This is a genomic window from Achromobacter sp. SLBN-14, from assembly GCF_006715415.1.
Lineage (GTDB): Bacteria > Pseudomonadota > Gammaproteobacteria > Burkholderiales > Burkholderiaceae_B > Achromobacter > Achromobacter mucicolens.
Genome location: NZ_VFNE01000001.1, coordinates 2912556 through 2936282 on the forward strand (window position 1 = coordinate 2912556; position 23727 = coordinate 2936282).

22 protein-coding genes are annotated in these 23727 nt (G+C 67.6%); 8 read left to right on the forward strand and 14 right to left on the reverse strand.

Annotated features, from left to right (window positions below; genetic code table 11):
* The first annotated feature begins 110 nt into the window (after nucleotides 1–110).
* The 6 genes from FBY20_RS13390 (at nucleotide 111) to FBY20_RS13415 (ending at nucleotide 6541) form a co-directional block, all read left to right on the forward strand.
* Nucleotides 111–1010 carry a LysR family transcriptional regulator gene (locus FBY20_RS13390; protein WP_142052635.1) on the forward strand — a complete coding sequence of 300 codons (900 nt, stop codon included), beginning with the start codon at nucleotides 111–113 and terminating at the stop codon, nucleotides 1008–1010.
* Nucleotides 1007–1816, forward strand: a complete 810-nt coding sequence (locus FBY20_RS13395) for a helix-turn-helix domain-containing protein (protein ID WP_056319794.1) — start codon at nucleotides 1007–1009, stop codon at nucleotides 1814–1816. Before FBY20_RS13390 ends, FBY20_RS13395 begins: the two co-directional genes overlap by 4 nt.
* Before the next feature lie 106 nt (nucleotides 1817–1922).
* Nucleotides 1923–3791 (forward strand): dihydroxy-acid dehydratase, encoded by a 1869-nt coding sequence (gene ilvD, locus FBY20_RS13400; RefSeq protein WP_108006097.1) that lies wholly within the window; start codon nucleotides 1923–1925, stop codon nucleotides 3789–3791.
* Between the two features lie 230 nt (nucleotides 3792–4021).
* The gene (locus FBY20_RS13405) at nucleotides 4022–4282 is read left to right on the forward strand and encodes a helix-turn-helix transcriptional regulator (RefSeq protein WP_056320006.1); all 261 of its coding nucleotides are present in this window, start codon (nucleotides 4022–4024) and stop codon (nucleotides 4280–4282) included.
* A gap of 2 nt (nucleotides 4283–4284) precedes the next feature.
* Nucleotides 4285–5640 carry a type II toxin-antitoxin system HipA family toxin gene (locus tag FBY20_RS13410; protein ID WP_056319790.1) on the forward strand — a complete coding sequence of 452 codons (1356 nt, stop codon included), beginning with the start codon at nucleotides 4285–4287 and terminating at the stop codon, nucleotides 5638–5640.
* A gap of 19 nt (nucleotides 5641–5659) precedes the next feature.
* On the forward strand, nucleotides 5660–6541 hold the full coding sequence (locus FBY20_RS13415) for a LysR family transcriptional regulator (protein ID WP_142052638.1): 882 nt from the start codon (nucleotides 5660–5662) through the stop codon (nucleotides 6539–6541).
* Between the two features lie 80 nt (nucleotides 6542–6621).
* On the opposite strand, the gene lpdA is transcribed toward FBY20_RS13415, so the two are convergent.
* The 10 genes from lpdA to FBY20_RS13465 form a co-directional block, all read right to left on the reverse strand.
* The gene (lpdA, locus tag FBY20_RS13420; RefSeq protein WP_142052641.1) at nucleotides 6622–8019 is read right to left on the reverse strand and encodes a dihydrolipoyl dehydrogenase; all 1398 of its coding nucleotides are present in this window, start codon (nucleotides 8017–8019) and stop codon (nucleotides 6622–6624) included.
* An 8-nt stretch (nucleotides 8020–8027) separates the two neighbouring features.
* Nucleotides 8028–9335: a pyruvate dehydrogenase complex dihydrolipoamide acetyltransferase gene (locus FBY20_RS13425; RefSeq protein ID WP_142052644.1), complete on the reverse strand. Its 1308-nt coding sequence runs from the start codon at nucleotides 9333–9335 to the stop codon at nucleotides 8028–8030.
* Nucleotides 9336–9345: 10 nt separating this feature from the next.
* The gene (locus FBY20_RS13430) at nucleotides 9346–9834 is read right to left on the reverse strand and encodes a VOC family protein (RefSeq protein ID WP_142052647.1); all 489 of its coding nucleotides are present in this window, start codon (nucleotides 9832–9834) and stop codon (nucleotides 9346–9348) included.
* Nucleotides 9831–12014: a thiamine pyrophosphate-dependent enzyme gene (locus tag FBY20_RS13435; protein WP_142052650.1), complete on the reverse strand. Its 2184-nt coding sequence runs from the start codon at nucleotides 12012–12014 to the stop codon at nucleotides 9831–9833. The genes FBY20_RS13430 and FBY20_RS13435 overlap by 4 nt, the downstream gene beginning before the upstream one ends.
* 39 nt (nucleotides 12015–12053) lie before the next feature.
* Complete coding sequence (locus FBY20_RS13440) at nucleotides 12054–12842, reverse strand: SDR family NAD(P)-dependent oxidoreductase (protein WP_142052654.1); 789 nt, start codon at nucleotides 12840–12842, stop codon at nucleotides 12054–12056.
* A 36-nt stretch (nucleotides 12843–12878) separates the two neighbouring features.
* Nucleotides 12879–13598 carry an ABC transporter ATP-binding protein gene (locus FBY20_RS13445; RefSeq protein ID WP_142052657.1) on the reverse strand — a complete coding sequence of 240 codons (720 nt, stop codon included), beginning with the start codon at nucleotides 13596–13598 and terminating at the stop codon, nucleotides 12879–12881.
* The gene (locus tag FBY20_RS13450) at nucleotides 13595–14347 is read right to left on the reverse strand and encodes an ABC transporter ATP-binding protein (RefSeq protein ID WP_142052660.1); all 753 of its coding nucleotides are present in this window, start codon (nucleotides 14345–14347) and stop codon (nucleotides 13595–13597) included. The genes FBY20_RS13445 and FBY20_RS13450 overlap by 4 nt, the downstream gene beginning before the upstream one ends.
* The gene (locus tag FBY20_RS13455; RefSeq protein ID WP_142052668.1) at nucleotides 14344–15624 is read right to left on the reverse strand and encodes a branched-chain amino acid ABC transporter permease; all 1281 of its coding nucleotides are present in this window, start codon (nucleotides 15622–15624) and stop codon (nucleotides 14344–14346) included. The genes FBY20_RS13450 and FBY20_RS13455 overlap by 4 nt, the downstream gene beginning before the upstream one ends.
* Complete coding sequence (locus tag FBY20_RS13460; protein ID WP_142052671.1) at nucleotides 15621–16562, reverse strand: branched-chain amino acid ABC transporter permease; 942 nt, start codon at nucleotides 16560–16562, stop codon at nucleotides 15621–15623. Before FBY20_RS13460 ends, FBY20_RS13455 begins: the two co-directional genes overlap by 4 nt.
* 146 nt (nucleotides 16563–16708) lie before the next feature.
* Complete coding sequence (locus tag FBY20_RS13465; RefSeq protein ID WP_142052674.1) at nucleotides 16709–17944, reverse strand: branched-chain amino acid ABC transporter substrate-binding protein; 1236 nt, start codon at nucleotides 17942–17944, stop codon at nucleotides 16709–16711.
* Nucleotides 17945–18436: 492 nt separating this feature from the next.
* On the opposite strand from FBY20_RS13465, the gene FBY20_RS13470 reads away from it, so the two are divergent.
* The gene (locus FBY20_RS13470; protein ID WP_056320470.1) at nucleotides 18437–19174 is read left to right on the forward strand and encodes an SDR family NAD(P)-dependent oxidoreductase; all 738 of its coding nucleotides are present in this window, start codon (nucleotides 18437–18439) and stop codon (nucleotides 19172–19174) included.
* Nucleotides 19175–19324: 150 nt separating this feature from the next.
* Nucleotides 19325–20071 (forward strand): FadR/GntR family transcriptional regulator, encoded by a 747-nt coding sequence (locus FBY20_RS13475; protein WP_056320473.1) that lies wholly within the window; start codon nucleotides 19325–19327, stop codon nucleotides 20069–20071.
* 14 nt (nucleotides 20072–20085) lie between these two features.
* On the opposite strand, the gene FBY20_RS13480 is transcribed toward FBY20_RS13475, so the two are convergent.
* The 4 genes from FBY20_RS13480 to cheD form a co-directional block, all read right to left on the reverse strand.
* Nucleotides 20086–21423 carry an NAD(P)H-dependent oxidoreductase gene (locus FBY20_RS13480; RefSeq protein ID WP_056320475.1) on the reverse strand — a complete coding sequence of 446 codons (1338 nt, stop codon included), beginning with the start codon at nucleotides 21421–21423 and terminating at the stop codon, nucleotides 20086–20088.
* Nucleotides 21424–21504: 81 nt separating this feature from the next.
* Nucleotides 21505–22065, reverse strand: coding sequence for a 5'-3'-deoxyribonucleotidase (locus tag FBY20_RS13485; protein WP_062841277.1), 561 nt, complete (start codon nucleotides 22063–22065; stop codon nucleotides 21505–21507).
* Nucleotides 22066–22101: 36 nt separating this feature from the next.
* On the reverse strand, nucleotides 22102–22632 hold the full coding sequence (gene thpR, locus FBY20_RS13490) for an RNA 2',3'-cyclic phosphodiesterase (protein ID WP_142052677.1): 531 nt from the start codon (nucleotides 22630–22632) through the stop codon (nucleotides 22102–22104).
* A 64-nt stretch (nucleotides 22633–22696) separates the two neighbouring features.
* The gene (gene cheD, locus FBY20_RS13495; RefSeq protein ID WP_142052680.1) at nucleotides 22697–23467 is read right to left on the reverse strand and encodes a chemoreceptor glutamine deamidase CheD; all 771 of its coding nucleotides are present in this window, start codon (nucleotides 23465–23467) and stop codon (nucleotides 22697–22699) included.
* Between the last annotated feature and the right edge of the window lie 260 nt (nucleotides 23468–23727).

Genomic DNA, 23727 nt, shown 5'->3' on the forward strand with positions numbered 1-23727 from the left:
CAAGCGTGGACGCGTAGATGGGCAATGAAAACGTCAGTGTGGGCCAAGCGCTTTCATTAATAAAGCTTTGGTCTATTATGATTTTCATAAGTAAAACTTTGGTGTGAGCCATGCGCGGCTTGAATCTGGACCACCTGCGCGCGTTTGCGCAGGTGATCGAATTGGGTAGTTTTTCCGCCGCCGCGGAGCGCGGGGGCGTGACGCAGCCGGCAGTCAGCCTGCAGATCCGGCAGTTGGAGCGGCGCTTCGGGCTGAAGCTGGTCGAGCGCGTGGGGCGGCGCGCGGGGCCGACGGCGGCGGGGCGGGAGCTGCTGGCGCACATCCGAGTGATCGACGGCGCGATTGCGCAGGCCGAGCAGGCAATGAGCGCGCATGCGTCGCAGGTGTCGGGGCGGATCCGGCTGGGCACGGGCGCGACGGCGTGCACCTATCTGCTGCCGCCGGTGCTGGCGGATCTGCGCCAGCGGTTTCCGGCGCTGGACGTTGTGGCCAGCACGGGCAACACGGCGGACATGCTGCGCGGGCTGGAGGCCAATACGCTGGATATCGTGTTGATCACGCTGCCCGCGCCGGGCCGCATGTTCCAGGCGACGCCGTTGATGGAGGACGAGTTCGTGGCGATCTTTCCGGCGCGCGATGCGGCCGCCATTCCCGAGGCGGTGACGCCGCAGGCGCTGGCGCGGATGCCGCTGGTGCTGTTCGAGCCGGGCGCGCGTACGCGGCGGCTGGTGGACGACTGGTTCGGGGCGGCGGGCGTGGCGGCCAAGCCGATCATGGAATTGGGCAGCACGGAGGCGATGAAGGAGATCGTGGGGGCGGGCCTGGGCTGCGCGGTGCTGCCGCGGCTGGCGGTGTCGGGCGCGGGCCGGCGCGAGGCGCTGGAGGTGCGTTCGCTGACGCCGCGCCTGTCGCGCGACCTGGCAATTGTCCTGCGGCGCGACAAGCCGCTCAGCCGCGGGCTGCGGCATCTGCAGGATGCGCTGCTGGCGCTGCGGGGGGATGCGCCATGACGGCATCCTCCGTGCCGCGCACGCCGGCCGAACTGGATCTCTATCCCTATGAGTCGTCGCGCCGTCCGGTGGCCGGGCTGGCCGTGGACTACCCGGACGGGCATCGCGTCAAGCGCCATCGCCACCGGCGCGGACAGCTGGTCTATGCGATATCGGGCGTGATGGTGGTGGATACGGACGCGGGTATCTGGGTGGTGCCGCCGACGCGCGGCGTGTGGGTTCCGGCGTGGGTGACGCACGGCATCCGCATGAGCGGCGAACCGCGCATGCGCACCGTGTTTGTGGAACCCGGCGCGGCGGCGCATCTGCCCGCGCAGTGCTGCGTGTTGTCGGTGTCGCCCTTGCTGCGCGAGTTGATGGCCGCCGCCGCCCAGGTGCCGCTGGACTGGGCGCCGGACACGCGCGACGGCCGGCTGATGATGCTGCTGCTGGACGAATTGCGCCAGGAGCCCGCGCTGCCGCTGCATCTGCCGCAGCCGTCGGAGCCGCGCCTTGCCCGCATCTGCCGGGCCATCGTGCGGCATCCGGAACGTCAGGACGGGGCGGCCGACTGGGCGCGGGCGTTGGGGGTGGATCCCAAGACGGTGCATCGGCTTTTTCTGCGGCATACGGGCATGACGTTCGGCCGCTGGCGCCAGCAGGCGCGGCTGCTGGCGGCGATGGAGCGGCTGGCGCGGGGCGATCGGGTATTGGATGTGGCGCTGGACCTGGGGTACGAAAGCCCCAGCGCGTTCGCGGCCATGTTCCGCAAGGCGCTGGGGGAGTCGCCCAGCGCCTTTGCGGCGCGCAGCGTGGCGTCCGCCTGACGGCCGCGTGTCCGTTTCAGCACGGCCGCGGGGCGGCCGGGGGCGGAACCAGCGTATTATTTACCGTTTTGCCGCCCACGCTAACAGCTACAGCCTGAGACAGATCATGCCGCACTACCGCTCCCGCACTTCGACCCACGGCCGCAACATGGCCGGCGCCCGCGCCCTGTGGCGCGCCACCGGCATGAAGGACGGCGACTTCGGCAAGCCGATCATCGCCGTGGTGAACTCGTTCACGCAGTTCGTCCCTGGCCACGTGCACCTGCGCGACCTGGGCGCGCTGGTGGCCAAGGAAATCGAAGCCGCCGGCGGCGTCGCCAAGGAATTCAACACCATCGCCGTGGACGACGGAATCGCCATGGGTCACGGCGGCATGCTGTATTCGCTGCCGTCGCGCGAACTCATCGCGGACTCGGTGGAATACATGGTCAACGCGCACTGCGCCGACGCCATGGTCTGCATCTCGAACTGCGACAAGATCACCCCGGGGATGCTGATGGCCGCGATGCGCCTGAACATCCCGGTCGTGTTCGTGTCCGGCGGCCCGATGGAAGCGGGCAAGGTCAAGTCGCCCACCGACGGCAAGGTCATCGCCAAGATCGACCTGGTCGACGCCATGATCAAGGCCGCCGATCCCAACGTGTCGGACGCGGAAGTCGCCGAAGTCGAGCGCAGCGCCTGCCCCACCTGCGGCTCCTGTTCCGGCATGTTCACCGCCAACTCGATGAACTGCCTGACCGAAGCCATCGGCCTGGCGCTGCCGGGCAACGGCACCATCGTCGCCACGCACGCCTGGCGCAAGGGGCTGTTCGAACAGGCTGGCCGTCTGGTCGTTGACCTGTGCCGCCGCTACTACGTCGAAGAAGACGAATCCGTCCTGCCGCGCAACATCGCCACCAAGAGCGCGTTCCAGAACGCGATGGCGCTGGACGTGGCGATGGGTGGTTCGACCAACACCGTGCTGCACTTGCTGGCCGCGGCGCAGGAAGCCGGCGTGGACTTCACCATGGCCGACATCGACCGCATCTCGCGCAAAGTGCCGTGCCTGTGCAAGGCGGCGCCCGCCACCGACAAGTACCACATCGAAGACGTGCACCGCGCCGGCGGCATCCTGGGCATCCTGGGTGAACTGGCGCGCGCCGATCTGCTGGACCTGTCCTGCGGCAACGTGCACAGCGGCACGCTGGGCAACGCCATCCAGCAATGGGACGTGGCCGGCAACGCCAGCGAAGAAGCCAAAAAGTTCTATCGCGCGGCGCCCGGCGGCATCCCGACCACGGTCGCCTTCAGCCAGGACGCCACGTTCCTGACGCTGGACACCGACCGCAAGACGGGCTGCATCCGCAGCAAGGAAAGCGCCTATTCCAAGGACGGCGGCCTGGCCGTGCTGTACGGCAACCTGGCGGAAAAGGGTTGCATCGTGAAGACGGCCGGCGTGGACGAGTCGCAATGGGTCTTTACGGGCCGCGCGCGCGTCTTCGAAAGCCAGGACGACGCCGTTGAAGGCATCCTGGGCGACAAGGTCGTCGCGGGCGACGTGGTGGTGATCCGCTACGAAGGCCCCAAGGGCGGCCCCGGCATGCAGGAAATGCTGTACCCCACGTCCTACCTGAAGTCCAAGGGCCTGGGCAAGACCTGCGCGCTCTTTACCGACGGCCGTTTCTCGGGCGGCTCGTCCGGCCTGGTGATCGGCCACGCTTCGCCGGAAGCGGCCGAAGGCGGCACCATCGGCCTGGTCGAAGAAGGCGACACGATCGAGATCGACATCCCCAACCGCAAGATCCACCTGGCGGTCGCCGATGACGAATTGGCCCGCCGCCGCGCCGCGATGGACGCGCGCGCCGACGGCTGGGAGCCGGTGGGCCGCGAACGCGTGGTGTCGCAGGCACTGCAGGCCTACGCCGCGCTGGCCACGTCGGCCGATCGCGGTGCGGTGCGCGATCTGTCGCAGCTCAAGCTCAAGGGCAAGCGGTGATCGGTTGATGGCCGGTTGCTGAGAAAGGCGGCGCTTCGGGCGCCGCTTTTTTTTTGTGCCGTGAGGCACGACACGTATTAGTAGACGCCACCCAGCAAAGTCTGAAATACAATATCCAAGCTGTATTTAGAATAAACAGTTTAGAAGCTGTTTTTCGGAAATACAGCTTGAATTGCGTATTCGAAATTTACAGCCTAGAATCTGTAAACCTTCATCTGCGCGAGTTTGGCATGCCCGACTTCACCGTCCACACGGCGGACCAGCTCCCCGCTTTGCTGCGGGCATTCCGCAAGCAGGCCGGCATGACCCAGGCTGCGGCGGCGCTACGTCTGGGCGTGACGCAGCAGACGCTATCGGCGTTCGAGCGCAATGCGGGCAAGCTCGGCGCCGACCGGTTGCTGGAAATTCTCGGCATCCTGGGCGTGGACGTCGTGTTGCGGCAGCGCACGGCGCCGTCCGCGACCGAGTCATCGACCGCACCGGATTGGTAACCATGGGCCGACGATCCCACCACCGCGCCCTCGATCTCTGGATGAACGGGGATTTCGTGGGCGTCTGGAGCGTCCAGCCCCAGACCGGAGAGATGCTCCACTATGACGAGACGTGGATCGCCTCCGAACGCGGCCGGCCACTGTCGTTGTCACTTCCATTCACGCCGGGCAACCCGCCGCATCGCGGCGAAGCCGTGCGTAATTACTTCGAAAATCTGCTGCCCGACAGCCAGAACTTGCGCGAGCGCGTCGCGCGGCGATTTCAGACGGGATCCACCGATGCGTTCTCGTTGCTGGCTGAAATTGGCCGGGATTGCGTCGGCGCGGTGCAGGTCATGCCCCACGGCCAGGCGCCTGAGCATGTGACGCGGGTTGACGCCACGGCCCTCAGCGACGCGCAAGTAGCCCAGGCGCTGCGCACGACCCTGACGCCGGGGCCGTGGGCGGGTCGCAATGTGGATGACGATGACGAATTTCGCATCTCGATCGCCGGCGCACAGGAAAAGACGGCCATGCTGTGGTTCGATGGCCGCTGGTGCAGGCCTCACGGCGCCACGCCAACCACGCATATCTTCAAGATGCCGCTTGGCCTCGTTGGAAACTTGAAGTTCGACATGAGCGACTCGGTAGAGAACGAGTGGCTATGTTCCGAGATTCTCCACGCTTATGGAATGCCGGTGGCCCGCACCCGGCCTTTGATGTTCGAGGATATGAAGGTGCTTGCGGTCGAGCGCTTCGACCGCATGTGGTGGCGCAACGACGACGGCAAGCGCTGGCTGATCCGGCGGCCGCAGGAAGACATGTGCCAGGCGACGGCCACGCCGCCGCATCTGAAGTACGAATCCGATGGCGGGCCGGGCGTACGCACCATCATGAAGCTGCTGGCCACTTCGCGCGAGCCCGATCTTGATCGGCGCACGTTTTTTCAGTCGCAGGTCTTGTTCTGGATGTTGCGCGCCACGGACGGCCACGCAAAGAACTTCAGCATTTTTATGCGTCCGGGCGGCGCATACGCACTGACGCCGCTGTACGACGTGCTGTCTGCTTATCCCGTTATCGGGACCGGCGCCAATCAGCTTTCGCCCTTCAAGGCGCGCATGGCCATGGCAGTGCGCACCAGGAATCCCCACTGGATCATGCGCGATATCCTGCGGCGTCATTGGCTCGCGATGGGGGCGGAACACGGTGTGGTGGCGCCTGACGGCCGGGGCGTGGAGGCGGTGGTCGACGACTTGGTCTCACGCACGCCGGAAGTCGTGCGCGTGGTGCGCGACTTACTGTCACCCGCATTTCCGGACCACGTGGCCACTCCCATCCTGAATGGCCTGCAGGCCGCGGCAGACCGACTAGCGGGTTAGCCAGAAGGAGTCCAAACCCATGTCCCTGAGCTCCGAAGCCCTGCGCCTGTTCCTCGGCGTGGTCGACGCCGGCTCCCTTAGCGCCGCCGCCGAAATGCTGGGCCAGACGGCATCCGGTGTGAGCCGCGGCCTGCAGCGGCTGGAAGAAGACCTGGGCGTCACGCTGCTGAACCGCACCACACGCCGCATGGAGCTGACCGAGGAAGGCCGGCATTTCCTGCCCAAGGCGCGCCAGATCGTGGCCGCATTGGAAGAGGCCGAGGAGTGCATGCGCATGGTGCACCAGCGGCCGGCCGGGCGATTGCGCGTGGATGCGTCGGTGCCGGTGATGCTGCATTGCGTGGTGCCGCATGTCGCCGAGTTCCGGCGCGCGTATCCGGAGATATCGCTGGAATTGACCAGCAACGACCGCATCGTGGACCTGATGGAGCATCGCACCGATGTCGCGCTGCGCATGGGGCCGCTGACCGATTCCACGCTGCATGCCCGCGCGCTACGGCCGTCGCCGCGCTGGATGATGGCCAGTCCCGACTACATCGCCCGCCGTGGCGCGCCGCGCACGGTAGAGGATCTGGCGGACCACGAATTGCTGGGCTTTACCCAGCCTGAAAGCCTGAACCTCTGGCCGCTGCGCCATGCGGGCGGTTCGAGCTTTCAGGCGACGCCGACGCTGTCGACCTCCAGCGGCGAAACGCAGCGGCAACTGGCGCTGCGCGGCGTTGGCATCGCCTGCTTGTCGGACTTTGTGGTGCGCGAAGATATCGCGGCCGGGCGGCTGGTGAAGGTGCTGGAAAGCGAATACACCGATTACCTGCAACCGATGCACGCGGTGTATCACCGCAATACGCAGCTATCGCGGCGCATTGCGTGCTTCCTGGATTTTTACGCGGGCCGGATTTGATGCGCGCAGGTGTCTGACACCCCGCGGACGTGCTCTGGGTATGTCGCCTGTCTCACGAGGGTGTCAGACACCGCCATTGGCTACGCGTGCAATGCCCTTCCAAATGCCGCCAGCACCGATTCGTGCAGCGTTTCCGATAGCGTCGGATGCGCGAACACGGTGTGCATCAGGTCTTCCTCGGTGGCTTCCAGCGATGCCGCCACACCGTAGCCGGTAATCAGCTCGGACGCCTCGGGGTGGATGATGTGCGCGCCCAGCAGTTCGCCCGATTTGGCGTCGAAGACCGTCTTGACGAGTCCCTGGTCCTCGCCCATCGCAATCGCCTTGCCGTTGCCGGCGAAGGTGAATTTGCCAACGCGAATGTCGCCGCCGTGTCGGGTGGCGTGTTCGCGCGCGCGGGCTTCGGTCATGCCGATGCTGGCGACCTGCGGGTAGGAATAGGTGCAGGCCGGAATGCGCAGCGGGTCGATGGCGTGCACGGGCAGGCCTGCGATGGCTTCCACGCACAGCACGGCTTCGTGGCTGGCCTTGTGGGCAAGCCACGGCGCGCCGGCCACGTCGCCGATCGCGTAGACGCCCGGCTCGCCGGTGCGGCACAGGCCGTCGGTGACGATGTGCGTCTTTTCGACTTTGACGCGCGTCTCTTCCAGGCCAAGATTCTCGACGTTGCCGACGATGCCGGCGGCGACGATGACGCGGTCGAACGTCTGTTCGATCGTTTTGTCGTCGTGCTCCAGCGTGACCTTGACGCCGTCGGCGGTGGTCGACGAGGCCGTCACCGCGCAGCGGGTCAGGACGCGGATGCCTTGCTTCTCGAAGGCCTTGCGCGCCAATTGCGAAATCTCGGCGTCTTCCTGAGGCAGGATCTCGGGCGTCATGTCGATCAGCGTGACCTCGGCCCCCACCGCGCGGTAGAAGCTGGCGAACTCGGCGCCGATGGCGCCTGCGCCCACCACCAGCAGCGATGCCGGGATCGCGTCGGCAACCAGTGCCTGCCGGTAGGCCCAGATGCGTTCGCCCACCGGCAGCGCCGGCAACTCGCGGGCGCGCGCGCCGGTGGCCAGGATGATGTGCGTGGCCGACAGCGTGGCGCCGTTGTCCAGCGCCAGCTTGCCGGACCCGGCAAGCCGGGCGCTGGCGGCAAACACCGTCACCCCGTTCTTCTTCATCAGGTGCGCGACACCCTGGCCCAGCCGGCCGGCGACCTTGCGCGACCGGGCGACCATGGCGGCCAGATCGGGACGGGCCTCGCCCGCGCCCGTCACGCCGTAATGCGCGGCCTCGCGACAGGCGCGCAGCACGGTGGCGCTGTGTAACAGCGCCTTGGTGGGAATGCAGCCCCAGTTCAGGCAGATGCCGCCCAGTTCGGCGCGCTCGACCAGCGCGACCGACATGCCCAACTGCGCGCCGCGGATCGCGGCCACGTAGCCGCCCGGGCCGCCGCCCACCACCACCAGGTCAAAACTCGTCTTCGTCATGGCGGGGCTCACAGCAGGATGCGCACGGGGTTTTCGATCAGCGCGCGCAAGGCCGCGAGCCAGCGCGCGCCGACTGCGCCGTCCACGACGCGATGGTCCGCGGATAGTGTCACCGTCATCACGGTGGCGGCGGCGAGCTGACCCTCGGCGTCGACCACCGGGCGGCGTTCGGCCGCGCCCACGGCCAGGATGGCGGCCTGCGGCGGGTTGATGATGGCGGCGAACTGGCTGATGCCGTACATGCCCAGGTTGCTGACGGTCAGCGAGCCGCCCGTGAACTCGTCGGGCTTCAGGCGGTTGACCTTGGCGCGCGCGGCCAGCTCGGCGATCTCGCCCGAGATGGAGGACAGCGGCTTGACGTCGGCATCGCGCACGATGGGCGTCACCAGGCCGCCGTCGGTGGCCACCGCCACCGAGACGTCGGCGCCGGCGTGGTACTCGATGTCATCGTCGTGCCAGGACGCGTTGACCTCCGGCACCTCGCGCAGCGCCAGCGCGGCGGCGCGCACGATGAAGTCGTTGACCGACAGCTTGACCGCGCCGCCGTGATTGGCCTGCGCGCGCAGCGCCAGCAGCGCGTCCATGCGGCAGTCGACCGTCAGGTAGAAGTGCGGCACGTGCTGCTTGCTTTCGGTGAGGCGGCGCGCGATGGCGCGGCGCATGCCGGTGTGGGGCACGCGGCGCGCGGCCGGCCGGCCAGCCAGCGGCGCGGCAGCGGGGGACGCGGCCGGCGCACGGTCGCGCGCGGCTTCAACGTCCCGCCGCACGATGCGGCCATGCGGGCCGGTGCCGGTGACGCCCAGCAGGTCGACGTGCCATTGCGCGGCAAGGCGCCGGGCGACGGGGCTGGCGAAGAGGCGGCCGCCGGGGACGGGAGCAGCCGAGGATGCGGATGGGGAATGCGCGGCGGATGCGGCCGCGTTGCCGGCTTGCTGCGAGGCGGACGCAGCGCCGGCGCCAGCGGATGCCGAGGCAGCCGACGCTCCGGGAGCCGACGCGCCAGCAGCCGACCCGGCAGCCACCGCCGCACCACCGTGCTCGGCCAACGCACGATCGATCGCCGCCGCATCTTCGCCATCCGCGACCAGCACGCCGATCACGGTGTTGATGGGCACCGAGGCCGGCCCGGCCTGCACGACGATGCGGCCCAGCACGCCTGCCTGTTCGGCGTTGATCTCGACGATCGCCTTTTCGGTTTCGACTTCCGCCAGCGCCTCGCCCACGGCGACGCGATCGCCTTCCTGCTTGAGCCACTGGTGCAGCACGCCGCCGGAGGCGTCGGCGGCAACGGAGGGGAGCTTGATAAGGTATGCCACGATGTTGTTCCTATTCAGCGGCGCGGGCCAGGTCGGGCCGGTACGCGGCGGGGTCGTCGTATTCGACGAGTTCGAGCACATTGCCTTCGGGGTCGCGGAAGAAGGCGAGCCACGTGCCCGGCCGCACTTCCATGGGCGCGGGCGCGCTGTCAAAGACCACGCCCTTCGATTGCAGGTCGCGCACCACGCCGCGCAGGTCCCGCACGATGAAGGTCAGGTAGGCGGCGCCCTGGCGGTCCAGAATGGCCTTGCCGCGCACGGCCGGTTCGGGCGCCACGGCCGGCTGCAGCAGCTTGATGCGCTCGCCGTAAGGGGTCTGCAGACGCGCCACGTCGTAGCCGTGCGGCGTGAGCCCCGTGGCCTGCGCCTTGCCGGCCGGCACGGTCACGCGATTCACCAGCGTCAGGCCCATCACATCGGTGTAGAACGCGGCCAGCGCATCCAGGTTCGCGCAGCAGATGCCGACTTCCATCGGCACGGTCATGTGCAGGGCAGTCATGGCTTTTCCCCCAGGTCGGCCAGCACGTCGGCCAGGCCCGCCACCACTTCATCGGTATCGGCGAATGCCGCGCGCTCCAGCACCTTGGAGATGCTGGGCGAGGCCTCGCCGCCCGTGACGCGCTTGACCGGCTGGTCCAGCCAGTCGAAGTAGCGGCGCTGGATCTCGTCGGCCAGCATGGCGCCGTAGGACGTGCCGCGCGCGCCTTGTTCCACGATCAGCACGTTGTTGGTCTTCTGGATGCTGGCGCCGATGGTGTCCCAGTCCAGGCTGGCGCGGTCCAGCGTGCGCAGGTCGATGACTTCCGCATCCACGCCGGCCGCTTCGGCGGCGGCCAGCGCGCGGCTGACCATGGAGAGGTACGTCAGGATGGTGACCTTGCCGCCCTCGCGCCGCACTTGCGCGCGGCCGAACGGAATGGCGTAGTCCAGGTCATTCTCGGGAACCTCGCCCGAGGACGCGTACAGATCGACGTGCTCGATGACCAGCACCGGGTCCTTGGAGGCCAGCGCCGTGTTCATCAGGCCGACGTAATCGTGCGGCGTGGACGGGGCGACGATGCGCCAGCCGGGCGCGGTGGCGAAGATGCCGGCCGGGTCCATCGAATGCTGCGACCCGTAGCCCGTGCCCATCGCGACCTTGGTGCGCAGCACAAAGGGCACGTCGATGTCGCCGCCGAACATGTGGCGCGCCTTGCCGATCTGGTTGAAGATCTGGTCGGCCGCGACCCACATGAAGTCTGGATACATGAATTCCACGACGGGCTTGTAGCGGCCGTCCATCGCCAGCCCGCCGCCCAGTCCTGCAAAGGCGTTTTCGGAAATGGGCGTGCCCAGCACGCGGTCCGGGTACTTGTCCTTCAGGCCGCGCGTGGCGCCGTTGGTGCCGCCCTTCAGACGGTGCACGTCTTCGCCCAGCACCACGACGCCGGGGTCGGTTTCCATGCGGCGGTCCAGCACGTCGGCCACCGCATCGACGAACTTGCGCGTGACGGTGGCGCCGGTGTGGTCCGCCGCCTCCTGGTAGCGCAGGCCGGCCAGTTCCGAGCCATCGCTGCGCAGGCCCACGTCGCGGAAATCCGGGCTGGGCCACAGGTCGGCGCGCACGCGTCGCTTGCCGCCGTCAGCCGCTTCGGTCAGGCGGCCGGACACTTCCTTCATCACGTCCTTGCAGCGCTGGCGCAGCGCGTCCACCTCCGCCTGCGTGACCAGCTTGCGGCCGATCATCTCGGCTGCGATGCGGTCCAGCGGATCGCGCAGGCGCCATTGCGCCTCTTCGTCCTTGGTGCGATAGCCAAACGCGCTGCCGGGGAAGGGCCCGTTCTGGTGGAAGAAACGGTAGACGTCCACCTCGACGATGGTGGGACCCTTGCCCGCGCGCATGTGCGCCACGGCTTCCGACATGGCCAGGTGCACGGCCAGCGGGTCCATGCCGTCGACCTTCCACGCGGGAATGTTGAAGGCCAGGCCGCGCGCGGACAGGCGCGGCTCGGCGGTAGACTCTTCCACGGTCGTGGACACGGCGTAGCGGTTGTTCTCGATGAAAAAGCACAGCGGCGTCTTCCACGCGGCGGTCAGGTTCATCGTTTCCAGCACGGAGCCGATGTTCACCGCGCCGTCGCCGAAGTACGTCACGGCCACGCGATCCGTGCCCGCGTGCTTGTGCGCCCAGCCCGCGCCGGCGGCCAGCGGCACGCCGCCGCCGACGATCGCGTTGGTGCCCAGCGCGCCCGCTTCCAGCCAGCGCAGATGCATGCTGCCCCCACGGCCGCGGCAGTAGCCGTTTGCCAATCCCATGATCTCGGCCAGCGTCTTGTGCAGGACCTCGTCGATGGCGGGCGTGAGCGGGTTGCGCGGATCCAGGCCCAGCGGCGCCACGTGCTGCAGCGCTTTGGCCAGGAATTGGTGATGGCCGCGGTGCGAGCCGTTGATCTGGTCGCCGGCGCCCAGGGCCAGCACCGAGCCGACGGCGCCGCCTTCCTGCCCGACCGACGAGTGTGCGGGACCGTGCACCAGGCCTTCGGCGGCCAGTTCCAGCACGGCTTCCTCGAATGCGCGGATCCAGTGCAGTTGCGTCAGCATCGTGCCGAGCAGCGCGGGATCCGCCTGCTGCCAGTCCGAGGCCTCGGCCGTCAGTTGCCGCCAGGGCGCCTGGGGCTCGAGCGGTTGGTAGGTGGCCATGAATGAATCTCCAGTGTGTTTTTTTAAGCGTCGGGGCAATCAGAGGTAGCTGTAGCGGCTCCAGCCGCCGTCTGCCACCAGGGTGTGTCCGGTGATGTAGGCGGCCTGGCGCGAAGCCAGGAAAACCGCCAGGTCGGCCATTTCGGCCGGCTGCGCCATGCGGCGCAGGGGCGTGCGTTGCTTGAGGCGTTCGGGGTCCAGACGACCGCGCGCGGCCAGGTCGCGCACCAGGTCGGTTTCGACGTAGCCAGGCGCCAGCGCATTGACGCGCACGCCCGCCGGGCCCCATTCCACGGCCAGCGTCTCGGTCAGCAGCACCACTGCGCCCTTGGTGGCGCAGTAGGCGGCGCGGTCGGGGGCGGCCACCACGCCGTACATGGAGGCCAGGTTGATGATGCTGCCCGAGCCGGCGGGCACCATGCGCCGGCCCGCGGCCTGCGCGCACAGGAAGACGCCGGTCAGGTTGATGTCGACGGCCCGGCGCCATTCGTCCACGGTGACTTCCAGCGTGGGCTTGTTGGCCGAGATGCCGGCGTTGTTGACCAGCACGTCGATGCCGCCCCAGGTGTCCGCAACCTGCGCAAAGGCGCGCTCGACGGCGTCGGCATCCGTGACGGACGCCTGCACCGCCATGGCCTGCGCGCCGTCGGCGGCCAGGGCCGCGACGGCGGCGTCCAGCGCGCCGGCATCCATGTCCAGCAGCGCGACGCGCGCGCCCTGGCGTGCAAAGGCCTGCGCCGTGCTGTAGCCGATGCCCTTCGCGCCGCCGGTGATGACGACCGCCTGGCCGCGCAACTCGGCATGAATGACTTCAGTGGTGTTGTCCACGATGTGTGCCTGTGTAAGGTGAGTACGTAAGGCGGCTCAGACCGCCAGCCATTCCTGGACGACGTCCTGGCGGTCATGCAGCTGCGCGGGCGGTCCTTCGAACACGATGCGCCCGTGGCCCATGACGCTGACGCGCGTGGACACCTTCAGCGCGATCGTCAGCTTCTGCTCCACCAGCACGACCGACACGCCCTGCTTGTGGATATCCCGGATGACGTCGGCGATCACCTCGACGATCTTGGGCGCCAGCCCTTCGGTGGGCTCGTCGATCAGGATGACCTTGGGGTTGCCCAGCAGCGAACGGCACATGGTCAGCATCTGCTGTTCGCCGCCCGACAGGTTGCCGGCGCGGGTATTGCTGCGTTCCTTCAGGCGGGGGAAGTAGTCGAACATCTGCGCCACGGTCCAGTACGGCGCATCGTCGCGCCGGGGCTGCTCGCCCATGCGCAGGTTCTCGTCCACCGTCAGATTGGCGAACACCTCGCGTTCCTCGGGCACGAAGGCCAGGCCCGCGCGGGCGATCTCGAAAGGACGCTTGTTGGTGATGTCGCGGCCTTCCATCGCGATCTGGCCGCCGGTCACGTCCACCAGGCCCATGATGCTTTTCATGGTGGTGGAGCGGCCCGCGCCATTGCGGCCCAGCAGGCTGACGACTTCGCCGCGCCCGATCGACAGGTCGATGCCGTGCAGGATGTGACTCTTGCCGTAATGGGCATGCACGCCCTGCAGCGACAAGAGGGGGGGTTGCGTCGTCATACCGTTTCCTCTCCCAGGTAGGCCTCGCGCACGCGGGCATCGCCGCGGATCTCGGCGGGCGTGCCGGTGGCCAGGATCTCGCCGTAGACCAGCACGCTGATGCGGTCGGCCAGCGAGAACACCACCTGCATGTCGTGCTCGACGATCAGCAGGGTGCAGTCGCGCGTCACGTCTTTGATGAGTTCGACCGTGTAGTCGACCTCGTGCTGCGACATGCCCGCCATGGGCTCGTCCAGCAGGATCACCTTGGGCCGCGACGCCAGCGTCATGCCGATTTCCAGCGAACGCTGCTCGGAATAGTTCAGGTCGCCGGCCGCCGTGTCCTGGCGCGCCGTCAGCCGCACTTTCTCCAGCAGGCGGTCCACGTCCTCGTTGACGGCGCGGTTGCGTGCGATGGGCCGCCAGAAGTTGTAGACCAGGCCGTGCATGCGCAGCACCGCCAGGCGCAGGTTCTCGCGCACTGGCAGACGCGGAAACACGTTGGTGATCTGGAACGAACGCGCCAGGCCGAGCCGGTTGATGGCTTCGGGCGCCAGGCCGCCGATCGGGCGCGAGCGCAGGCTGATGTCGCCCGAGGTGGGCGCGAACGAGCCCGACATCAGGTGAAACAGCGTGGACTTGCCCGCGCCGTTCGGGCCGATGACGGCGTGGCGTTCGCCGGCTTCGACCGCCAGGTTCACGCCGCGGATGATCTGCGCTTCACCAAAGGATTTGCGCACGTCGGTCAGGGTCAGGATCTCGTGGCTCATTGGGCGGGCTCCAGCAGGGGGGCGGCTTCGCCCGCGTCGCGCCACAGGGCCAGCGCCCAGCGGCAGGCGGCAAGGCCCGCGGCAAACAATGCCAGCGGCACCAGCCAGGTCGATACCGCAAGCGGCGCCCACTCCTGGCCGAACAGCGGGATGGCGGGCCAGCCGGCCTCGGGGTTCATGGCGAGGAGAGCGCGGTAATCGCGCGCAAACATCCGTTGCAGCAGTTCCACGGTGAAGACGGTGGCGCCGGTGAGCAGCAGGCCTCCGGCCACCGAGACTGCGGCGCGGGGCAGCCAGTTGGCCAACCCGCGCTCGCGCAGCGACTTGGCCGCGCGCTGCACCAGGCCGACCAGGCCGTCCGGCACGAACAGCATCACCAGCACGAAGAGAATGCCCTGGTACAGCAGCCACGACCGCGTGATGTCGGCCAGCGTCTGCGACAGGAAGGTCAGGATGGAGGCGCCCAGCACCGGACCCAGGAACGCATTGACGCCGCCGATGTAGGCGAACAGCACCGCGTCGGTGGACAGCTTGACCTCGAACAACACGTAGTTGCCGGCTTCGATGTTCAGCGCCTGCAAGCCCCCCGCGATGCCGGCAAACATGGCCGACAGTGCGAACACCATGGTCTTGAGCGCGTGCGGGCGGTAGCCCAGGTAGCGCAGCCGGTTGGCGTTTTCGCGCAGGCCCAGCGTCAGCCGGCCCAGCGGCGTGCGCGTCAGGCCATACAGCGCGGCCAGCGACACCAGCACCCACGCCAGCACCAGGTAGTACACCTCGATGTCCGAGCCGAAGGTAAAGCCCCATGCCGGCATGCGCATCGCGGACACGCCCGCCTCGCCGCCGAAGACGCTTTTCAGGTGCGGCGCCAGCGCGTGCAGCAGTTCGGCCAGCGCCAGCGTGATCATCGAGAAGTACACGCCCGAGCGCATGGTGGCGAACCAGCCGGCGACCAGGCCGAACAACAGCCCGGCCACGCCGCCCACCAGCGGCATCAGCGGCGTGGGCAGCAGGCCCGAGCCGCCCAGCGCATTCATCGCGTGGATGGTGGCGAAGGTGCCCACGCCGAAGTAGGCGGCATGACCAAAGGACAGCATGCCTCCCTGGCCGGCCAGCAGGTTGAAGGCGCAGGCGAACAGCGCGGCGATCAGCATCTGCACGGCCGCCACGAGCTGGCCGGCAGGCAGCAGCCACGGCAGCGCGCACAGCGCGGCCACGCACAGGATCAACAGCAGCGCGCCCGTGGCGCGGCGGGTGGAAGTAGCGGTATGGCTCATGCCTGCTCTCCCTTCAGTCCCGACGGCTTGACCAGCAGCACCACCAGCATCAAGAGAAACGGCAGCGTTGCGGCCAGGCTGGAGATCTTCACCGTCATCAGCCCGCCCACGCCTTCGGCCCACTCACGCGCGCCGAACAGACCAAACAGCGTCGCCAGGCTGGCGTCGATGCCGACCGAGAACGAGCTGATCAGGCCGATCAGAAGCGAAGCGATCATCGCGCCTTCCAGCGAGCCCAGGCCGCCCACCACGACCACCACGAACACCAGCACGCCCAGTTCCAGCGCCATGTTGGGATTGGTGGTGTAGAAGGCGCCCGCGACCGCGCCTGCCAGGCCCGCCATCGCCGCGCCCACGCCGAACACGCTCATGAAGACCAGCGGCACGTTGTGGCCCAGCGCCTCGGCCATGCGCGGCCGGTAGATGGCCGAGCGCACCACGATGCCGACGCGGGTGCGCGACAAGAGCAGGTAGATCACGGCGAACATCGCCAGTGACACGCCGCCCATCAGCAGGCGGTAGAACGGATAGTCCGCGTCGAACACGCGGAATGCCGCGAAGTTCAGGAACGGCGGCACGCGGTAGTCGACGGGAAAGTCGCCGTAGAACAGCTTGATCAGCTCGGCGACGATGAACGCCAGCCCGAAGGTGACCAGCAGTTCCTGCGCGTGGCCGAACTTGTGCACGCGGCGCAGGAAGAAGCGTTCGACGCCCATGCCCAGCACGCCCGCGATGATCGTGGCCAGCACCAGCGCCGTCCAGAAGCCCGTGACGGGCGTGAGGGTGTAGGCGGCATACGCGCCGATCATGTAGAACGATGCGTGCGCGAAGTTCAGCACACCCATCATCCCGAAAATCAGTGTCAGGCCTGCCGACACCATGAATAGCAGCAGGCCGTAGATCACGCCGTTCAACAGCGAGACGGTAAAGTATTCCATGTCCGCTCCAGGATTCTTGCGCGGGACGCCAGGCGTCCCGCGAGCGATTGCGCACGTTGTTTTTGCCCGGCCCGCGCCGGGAGTGCGCTTGTCATGTGCCGGCGGCGGCCCGCGCGCCTTTCAGCGCACAGCCCGCCGCGCGGGCATCACTTCGGACGTTGCATCTTGCAGGTGCCCTGCACCGGCGCGGACACGTCCGCCGCGGCCAGCACCTTCACCGGTTCGAAGCCCATGTCGGTGCCGTCGGCCTTGTACTTGGCGTTCTTGCCCACCTTGGACACCACCATCGGCAACTGCACCTGATGGTCTTCGGCGCGCATGGTGTATTCGCCCAACGCCGATTTGTAGGTGACCTTCTCGAGCGCCAGCGCCAGTTCGGGCACCGGCAGCTTGTCGTCCTGCGGCTTGACCTGCTTCAAGGCCTCGCCCAGGAAGCGCACGCCGATCACGGTCTGCGGCTCGGTGTAGCTGGCGTAGTGGCCGGTCTTGGACTTGTAGTCCTCGGCGAACGCCGCACCTTCCTCGCCCGCGGCCTCGATGTTGTACGGGTGCGCGATGTAATGGCCCAGCGCGACCTCGCCGGCGTTGGCCAGGTTGCCGACCTGGTCCAGGAAGACCGTGGCAAAGCGCACCTTCAGACCGGCGGCCTGCGTGGCCTTCATGAGCAGCAACAGGTCGTTGGACCAGTTGCCGGTGACCACGGTGTCGGGCGAGGCCGAGCGGATGCGCGCGACGTAGGGCGCGAAGTCCTGGATCTTGTTGACCTCGTGCAGCGTCTTGCCCACGACCTCGTAGCCGTACTCCTTGGCAAAGCGCTCGGTCGCGCCTTCCATGTCCTGGCCCCACGAGTAGTTCTGGTTGATCGCGTACACGCGCTTGCCCAGCGTGCCGTCGGCGGACATGACGGATGCCAGCGCCTTCACGCGCAGGTCGGCGTTGGTGGTGAAGCGGAAGTGGTAGAAGTGGCACTTCTGGCCGGTCAGCTCCAGCGCTTCGCCGCCCACGTTCAGGAATACGATCTCCTTGCCCGGGTTGCGAAGGTTGTGCTTGCGCACGTCTTCGGTGAGCTGGCCCGAAATGGCCGAGGACGACCCCTGCACCAGCACCTGCACGCCCTCGGCGGCTGCGGCACGGAAACGGTCCGAGGCGCCCACGGGGCCACCCTGGTTGTCGAACTCCACCAGCTCCAGCGGCTGGCCGTTCCAGCCGCCGGCGGCGTTGATGCGGTCCAGCTCGTATTTGACGGCGGCGCGGAACATCAGGCCGGTCGAGGCTTGCGGGCCCGACAGCGTTTCGATCAGTCCGATCTTGACGGGTGCGGCGTGGGCGGTGGCGGCGAGTCCGGCCAGGCACAGCAGACCGGTGGTGAAAGCCAATTTCATGCGTGTCTCCTCCGTGGAACGGGAGTGTGTTGATTTGCGTGGGTCAGGCAGGTGCGCACGCCGCATCGCCCGCGCGCCGCGAGGGCGGGCAGGCGATGTGGCGCGAAGATGAGGCAATGGCGCCGGCCGCGGACGCGCGGGGCGCCGGGGCGAGGCGCCGGCCGGGCAGGGCATGAAGCCGCCGGGGCGTCTGAAAGTGCGCCGTCGGATGTGCCGAGGGCGCGGATGCGGTCATGCTGCCGGTGAAGTTCACCTGGTTGTCCCCTGCCTGTTTATGCGGCGTGACGCCGTGTTTTTCTGACTGACTTGCCTGAAAGCGGCAGTTGATTTACGCTTTCCAGACAAGTTGTCAGGCAACTTTATTAAGTTGTCCGATAAATCATAGGGCAAGCGTTTTTCTCGTGTCAAGCAACCGATTCAGGCGTTCAATCTGAATTCGAGCCGCTGCCGCGAACGCGACGCGGGCCGCCAAAAACAGCTTCAGGAGACAGGATGATTTCGTTCGAGGGGCAGGTTGCCGCCATCACCGGCGCGGGCAATGGCATCGGCTTGGCCACGGCGCGCCTCATGGCCGCGCATGGCGCGCGGCTGGTGCTGACCGACATCGACAACGCGCGGCTGCAGGAAGTGGCGGCCGAGCTCGATCCCAGCGGGCAGCGCGTCTACACGCACGCGCTGGACGTATCGGTGTCGCACGATTGCGAACGGGTGTTCGAGGCCGCGGCCCGGCACTTTGGCGGGCTTGACCATCTGGTCCACTGCGCGGGCATCTACCCCGAGCAGCTCGTCAAGGACACCAGCGACGAGTCCTGGCGCACGCTGATGCGCGTGAACCTGGATGGCACGTTCTACGTGTGCCGCGCCGCCCAGCGCCATCTGCGCCATGACGGTTCGATCGTCCTCCTGACGTCGCTGGCCGCGCAGCGCGGCAGCTACGCGCACGCCGCCTATGCCGCGTCCAAGGGCGCGGTGCAAAGCTTCACCCGCAGCCTGGCGCTGGAGCTGGCCCCGCAGATCCGCGTGAACGCGGTGGCGCCCGGCATCATCGCCACCTCCATGACGCACGACCTGATCGGGCAGAAGGGCGCGCAGCTGCTGGAAAGCACGCCGCTGCGCCGCTTTGGCACGGCCGAGGAAATCGCCGGGACCATCGCCTTCCTGTGTTCGCCGCTGGCGGCCTTCGTGACGGGCGAGGTCATGCAGGTCAATGGCGGGATCTATATCGCGTAAAGTGCCAGAACGCGGCGCGCCGGAAAAAACCGGCAAACCTATAATTTCCAGGGCGCTGCCGCGAACCAGCCTGTCGGGACCACCACGCGAGACATTCCTATAACCATGGCCGACGCGCCCGCGCGCCGCCCTCACGTTCGAACGATCCACATGCAGCCAAGTCAAGAACCCGATCCGGCGCGCGCCGCGCCCCGCAGCTCGCTATCGGCGGCGGTGGCGGATGCCCTGGCCGACCAGATACGCCAAGGCGTGCTGGCCCCCGGCGATCGCCTGCCGACCGAAAAGCAGCTGACGGAGATGCACTCGGTCAGCCGCGCGGTCGTGCGCGAGGCCCTGGCCCGCCTCAAGTCCGAAGGGCTGGTCACGTCGCAGCAGGGCAGCGGCGTGTTCGTCGACCCGAATTTCCAGAAGAACGCATTTCGCATCGCCGCGCCCACGCCGGGCGACAACCAGGACCTGGAGCACATCCTGGAACTGATGCTGTCGATCGAAGTCACGGCGGCGCGCTATGCGGCGCAGCGGCGCACCGAGCCCGACCTGAAGAAGATGCGGCAGGCGCTGGTGGGCATGGAGTACGCGCTCATCAACGACAAGCTGGGCGACGAGGAAGACTATCAATTCCACCAGGCCATCGTGCAGGCCACGCACAACCCGCACCTGGTGGCGCTGAACGACTACCTGGAAGCGAATGTGCGCCGCGTCATCCGCAGCGCGCGCCACAACACGGCGCGCAGGTATGCCGAGCGCATGGCCGCCGTGCAGAGCGAGCATCAGGCCATCTTTGCCGCCATTGAAGCCGGTGATTCCGACGCCGCGGGCCGCGCCGCCGAAGAGCACCTGCGCAACGCGGCGGACCGGCTGCGGTTGTTCCAGGCGGAGCGCCCCGCGCCCGTGTGACCGCGGGGCCGCGCCTACGCGAATGTCTGCTCCATCTCGCGGCGGAATTGCACTGCCGTCGAGCGTTCGTCGTACTCCACGTCGCGCCAGCGGATCGCCTGCGACTGGCGCACGGGGTTCTTGAGCTTGACCTTGTTCGACAAGCCCAGCGGCAGATAGCCTTCCTCGACCGAATCGGGGGCAGGCATCAGGCGCCCGTACACCGTGTAGCCGCCTTCGCCGTCCAGGATCTGGCCGGCCTGCAGGTCGCGCTTGGCGGTGGCCACGACGTCGCCGTGCCAGCCCGCGGGTGCGCCGGTGGGCTCGCGCCGCAGGCCCACGCTGGCCACGCTGATGCCCAGTTCCAGGCCGATCAGGTGGTAGGGCTTGTACATGGCGGTGAAGTTGCCGCTGGGATCGGTGACCAGGCCATATTCCTGAAAGCAGCGCCGCACGTAGTCGCTGTCGGCCGCAAGCGTGACATACACGCCCCAGCGCAGATCCCGGAACACCGGCCGTCCGTCGCGTTCCAGCGATGAGATCACCTCGACCTGGCCGCGATGATGCAGCATGCCGCCGTCCTCGCGGGGACGCAGCACGCGCGCCAGATCATCCACCCCGCAAGGCGGAAAGTGCAGGCCCGAGGGCGACGGCAAAAGACCCGTGGCATTGGAGACGGCCGCCATCTCGATGGCGCTCTTGGTGCCGTCCAGAAAGCTGTTGAACATCTGCGCGTTGAAGTCGCCCGCCGCCACCATTTCGGCGGTGAAGCCGTAATACGGCCAGACGGTGTCGGGGGTGGACGTGTGGAATTCGGGTAGATACTTGGTGCCCTTGCCCGCTGCCATGACCTCGAAGCCGCTGGCGCGCGCCCAGTCCACCATTTCGCAGATCAGGGCGGGCTGATCGCCGTAGGCCAGCGAATAGACGATGCCCGCTTCGCGCGCGCGGCGCGCCAGCAGCGGGCCGGCCAGCGCGTCGGCCTCCACGTTGACCATGATGATGTGCTTGCCGTATTCGCAGCAGGTGAGTACGTGCGTGATGCCGGCGGCGGCCTGGCCGGTCGCGTCGATGACGATGTCGACGTCGGGACTGGCGATGACGGTGCGCGCATCGTCGCAGAAATAGACCTTGCCGTTCTTGTAGGCGTCATTGATGCTGCTGGCGTTGAGCGCGCCGGCCGGCCAGCCGACACGGGTCAGCGCGGCGCGGGCCCGGTCGGGCACCAGGTCCGCCACCGCCACCAGGCGGATGCCCGGCGTGCGCGGGGCCTGGCTCATGAACATGGCGCCGAATTTTCCGGCGCCCAACAATGCGACTCGCAGAGGCTTGTGGTCGGCTTCTCGCTGCTTGAGCAGACGGTACAGATTCATGGCGCGGGCTCCTCCCGGGTGGGGCGTACGACTCCACAGGATAGTCCCAAACGATGACGCCTGAACAGGATTCAGCCGGAGTCAGGCGTCTGCCGTATACAGCTCGCCGGCCAGCACGTTGCGCCAGTTCTGCCAGTTGATGCGCGGGCGGTCCGTCACCTCACGGTTATAGGGCGCATCGAACAGAATGTGCTTCCAGCGCGGCCGCGCGGCGCCTTCGATATGCGGCTTGTCGTCGATCAGCAGATGGCCCTGCACCAGCGTCTTGTCCTTGGTCAGGATCAGCCGGTTGGTGGCCTCGCGGCCCAGGTTCTTTTCCACCCACAGGTATTTCTCGGCGACGCAGTTTTCAAACTGGGACAGCGGCGACGAGCAGATCCGCACGTCCATGCCCAGCGCCAGCAACTCCTTGAAGGCCTCCAGCGCGCCCGGGACCGGCGGCAGGTTGCGGATGAAGCCCGGCGCCGTGTAGATGGCCTCGGCCATCCCGCGTAGTTCGGGGGCGTAGTCCTCGCGGATGTAGAAGGACTTGCGGTTCTCGAACGCCACGGGCGCGACGTCAGGGTGGCGCGCGCGCCAGGCGTCGATGAAGGCGTGTTCAAAATCGGCCAGCACGCCGTCTTGATCCAGCAGGATGATCATGGGGGTCCCAGGAATTGGCAACCGTACGATTGTGCCCTAGCCGCCGAGCGGCCGGGATTGCGCCACGATGCGGTAGCGGCTGCCGCCGGTCAGCGACTCGGACGCGACCAGCACCATGCGGTCGTAATGCCAGTCCAGCGGCGCGGGCGCGTCGTCGGGCGGCTCGGCCTGCGTGATGTTGCGCAGCAGCGTGACGTGCGGGCGGAAAGGCTGGGTGGGCGGGGTGAGCCCGTAGCCCGACAGCCACTGCCAGAGATCGTCGTGGGCTTGCTGCAGGCCGAAAGGCGTTTCGGACGGGCCCGCCCACAGGATGCGCTGGCGGCTGAACACCCCATAGCGTTCCAGCGGCACGTCGCCCGGCGCCAGCCCGCGTTCGGGCGTGGCGGCGGCCAGTTCATCGGCCAGGGCGCTGTCGACCGGCCCCAGGAATGCCAGCGTCAGATGCAGCGTCTCGGTGCGCATGGCGCGCCCGCCGCATGTCAGCCTGGCCTGCTCCGCCCAACCGGCAAGGGACGCCGCCAGCGAAGGGGACGGCCATAGCGCATAGAAGAGGCGGAGGGTGGACATGCGGAGATTGTAGGACGCCCAACCGCTATTGCACTCGGCCGCCCTGCGCGGCGGGCCGGCCGGGTTACGGCTTGGGACGCCGGGTCAGTCCGGTATCAAAGCGCTCGACGCCGGGGCGGGCGGCAGGGCGGTCGAAACGCTCGACGCCGGGGCGGTTCAGCCGCTCGACGCCGGGACGATCCAGCCGTTCCACGCCTGGACGGTCGAAACGTTCGACGCCCGGCCGCGCAAAGCGCTCGACCCGTTGCGGCGTGGCGGTCTTGGCCGCCGCGCTTTGCGCGGCTTCCTGTTCGCGCTTGGCGATGATCTCTTCGGCGCGCTGGTGGTGCGGCGCCATCTTGCGCACCATCACCCGGCCGTCGCGCGGGAAGTAATTGATGCGGCGCGCGTGCACGTCGCCCAGATCCTGCGCCTTGACGGGGATGCCTTCGGTCTTCAGGTAGTTCAGGACGAACTGGCCGTTGCGCTCGCCGATGTTCATCTGCTGCATGGCCGCCAGCACCGCGCCGCCGCCGAACACCTTGGCTTCCAGGCGGTCGCGCGAGGCGCCGGCCTTGAGCAGCTCGTTGATCAGCACTTCCATCGCAAAGGCGCCGTAGCGCATGGTGGCCGACGCGGGGGACTGCATGTCGCCCTCGGGCAGCATGAAGTGGTTCATGCCGCCCACGCCCGTCACCGGATCGTGGATGCACGCCGCCACACAGGACCCCAGCACGGTCGAGATCATCATGTTCTCGTTGGTGACGTAGTACTCGTTGGGGAGCACTTTCACTGCCTGAGATTGGAACGCGCTGTCGTAGTAGTGACGTGTTGCGCGGGCTTCAAGAGCGGCCATGGGACGGATATCTGGGCAAAAACGGCGATTGAGACACTGAGATGCGAGCGGAAGCGGTAATTGTGACAAAAAATGTACAAAAATGTCGCTTTATTCTTGCATATCCTGGCAGCGCTTGGAAGAAAACTGTGTAAATACGACCAAAGCGTCGTTTATTGGAACTCGTACCTGTCCCCCGCACGCAAAACGGCCCGCACGGATGGCAGGCAGTCATCGTACACAGGGCATTTGGGGGTCTTTCCCCGGATCACGGGGAGGAA

Coding starts and splice junctions, on each gene's coding strand:
- FBY20_RS13390 (WP_142052635.1), top strand. CDS start 111: ATGCGCGGCTTGAATCTGGACCACCTGCGCGCGTTTGCGCAGGTGATC.
- FBY20_RS13395 (WP_056319794.1), top strand. CDS start 1,007: ATGACGGCATCCTCCGTGCCGCGCACGCCGGCCGAACTGGATCTCTAT.
- ilvD (WP_108006097.1), top strand. CDS start 1,923: ATGCCGCACTACCGCTCCCGCACTTCGACCCACGGCCGCAACATGGCC.
- FBY20_RS13405 (WP_056320006.1), top strand. CDS start 4,022: ATGCCCGACTTCACCGTCCACACGGCGGACCAGCTCCCCGCTTTGCTG.
- FBY20_RS13410 (WP_056319790.1), top strand. CDS start 4,285: ATGGGCCGACGATCCCACCACCGCGCCCTCGATCTCTGGATGAACGGG.
- FBY20_RS13415 (WP_142052638.1), top strand. CDS start 5,660: ATGTCCCTGAGCTCCGAAGCCCTGCGCCTGTTCCTCGGCGTGGTCGAC.
- lpdA (WP_142052641.1), bottom strand. CDS start 8,019: ATGACGAAGACGAGTTTTGACCTGGTGGTGGTGGGCGGCGGCCCGGGC.
- FBY20_RS13430 (WP_142052647.1), bottom strand. CDS start 9,834: ATGACTGCCCTGCACATGACCGTGCCGATGGAAGTCGGCATCTGCTGC.
- FBY20_RS13435 (WP_142052650.1), bottom strand. CDS start 12,014: ATGGCCACCTACCAACCGCTCGAGCCCCAGGCGCCCTGGCGGCAACTG.
- FBY20_RS13445 (WP_142052657.1), bottom strand. CDS start 13,598: ATGACGACGCAACCCCCCCTCTTGTCGCTGCAGGGCGTGCATGCCCAT.
- FBY20_RS13450 (WP_142052660.1), bottom strand. CDS start 14,347: ATGAGCCACGAGATCCTGACCCTGACCGACGTGCGCAAATCCTTTGGT.
- FBY20_RS13455 (WP_142052668.1), bottom strand. CDS start 15,624: ATGAGCCATACCGCTACTTCCACCCGCCGCGCCACGGGCGCGCTGCTG.
- FBY20_RS13460 (WP_142052671.1), bottom strand. CDS start 16,562: ATGGAATACTTTACCGTCTCGCTGTTGAACGGCGTGATCTACGGCCTG.
- FBY20_RS13465 (WP_142052674.1), bottom strand. CDS start 17,944: ATGAAATTGGCTTTCACCACCGGTCTGCTGTGCCTGGCCGGACTCGCC.
- FBY20_RS13470 (WP_056320470.1), top strand. CDS start 18,437: ATGATTTCGTTCGAGGGGCAGGTTGCCGCCATCACCGGCGCGGGCAAT.
- FBY20_RS13475 (WP_056320473.1), top strand. CDS start 19,325: ATGCAGCCAAGTCAAGAACCCGATCCGGCGCGCGCCGCGCCCCGCAGC.
- FBY20_RS13480 (WP_056320475.1), bottom strand. CDS start 21,423: ATGAATCTGTACCGTCTGCTCAAGCAGCGAGAAGCCGACCACAAGCCT.
- FBY20_RS13485 (WP_062841277.1), bottom strand. CDS start 22,065: ATGATCATCCTGCTGGATCAAGACGGCGTGCTGGCCGATTTTGAACAC.
- thpR (WP_142052677.1), bottom strand. CDS start 22,632: ATGTCCACCCTCCGCCTCTTCTATGCGCTATGGCCGTCCCCTTCGCTG.
- cheD (WP_142052680.1), bottom strand. CDS start 23,467: ATGGCCGCTCTTGAAGCCCGCGCAACACGTCACTACTACGACAGCGCG.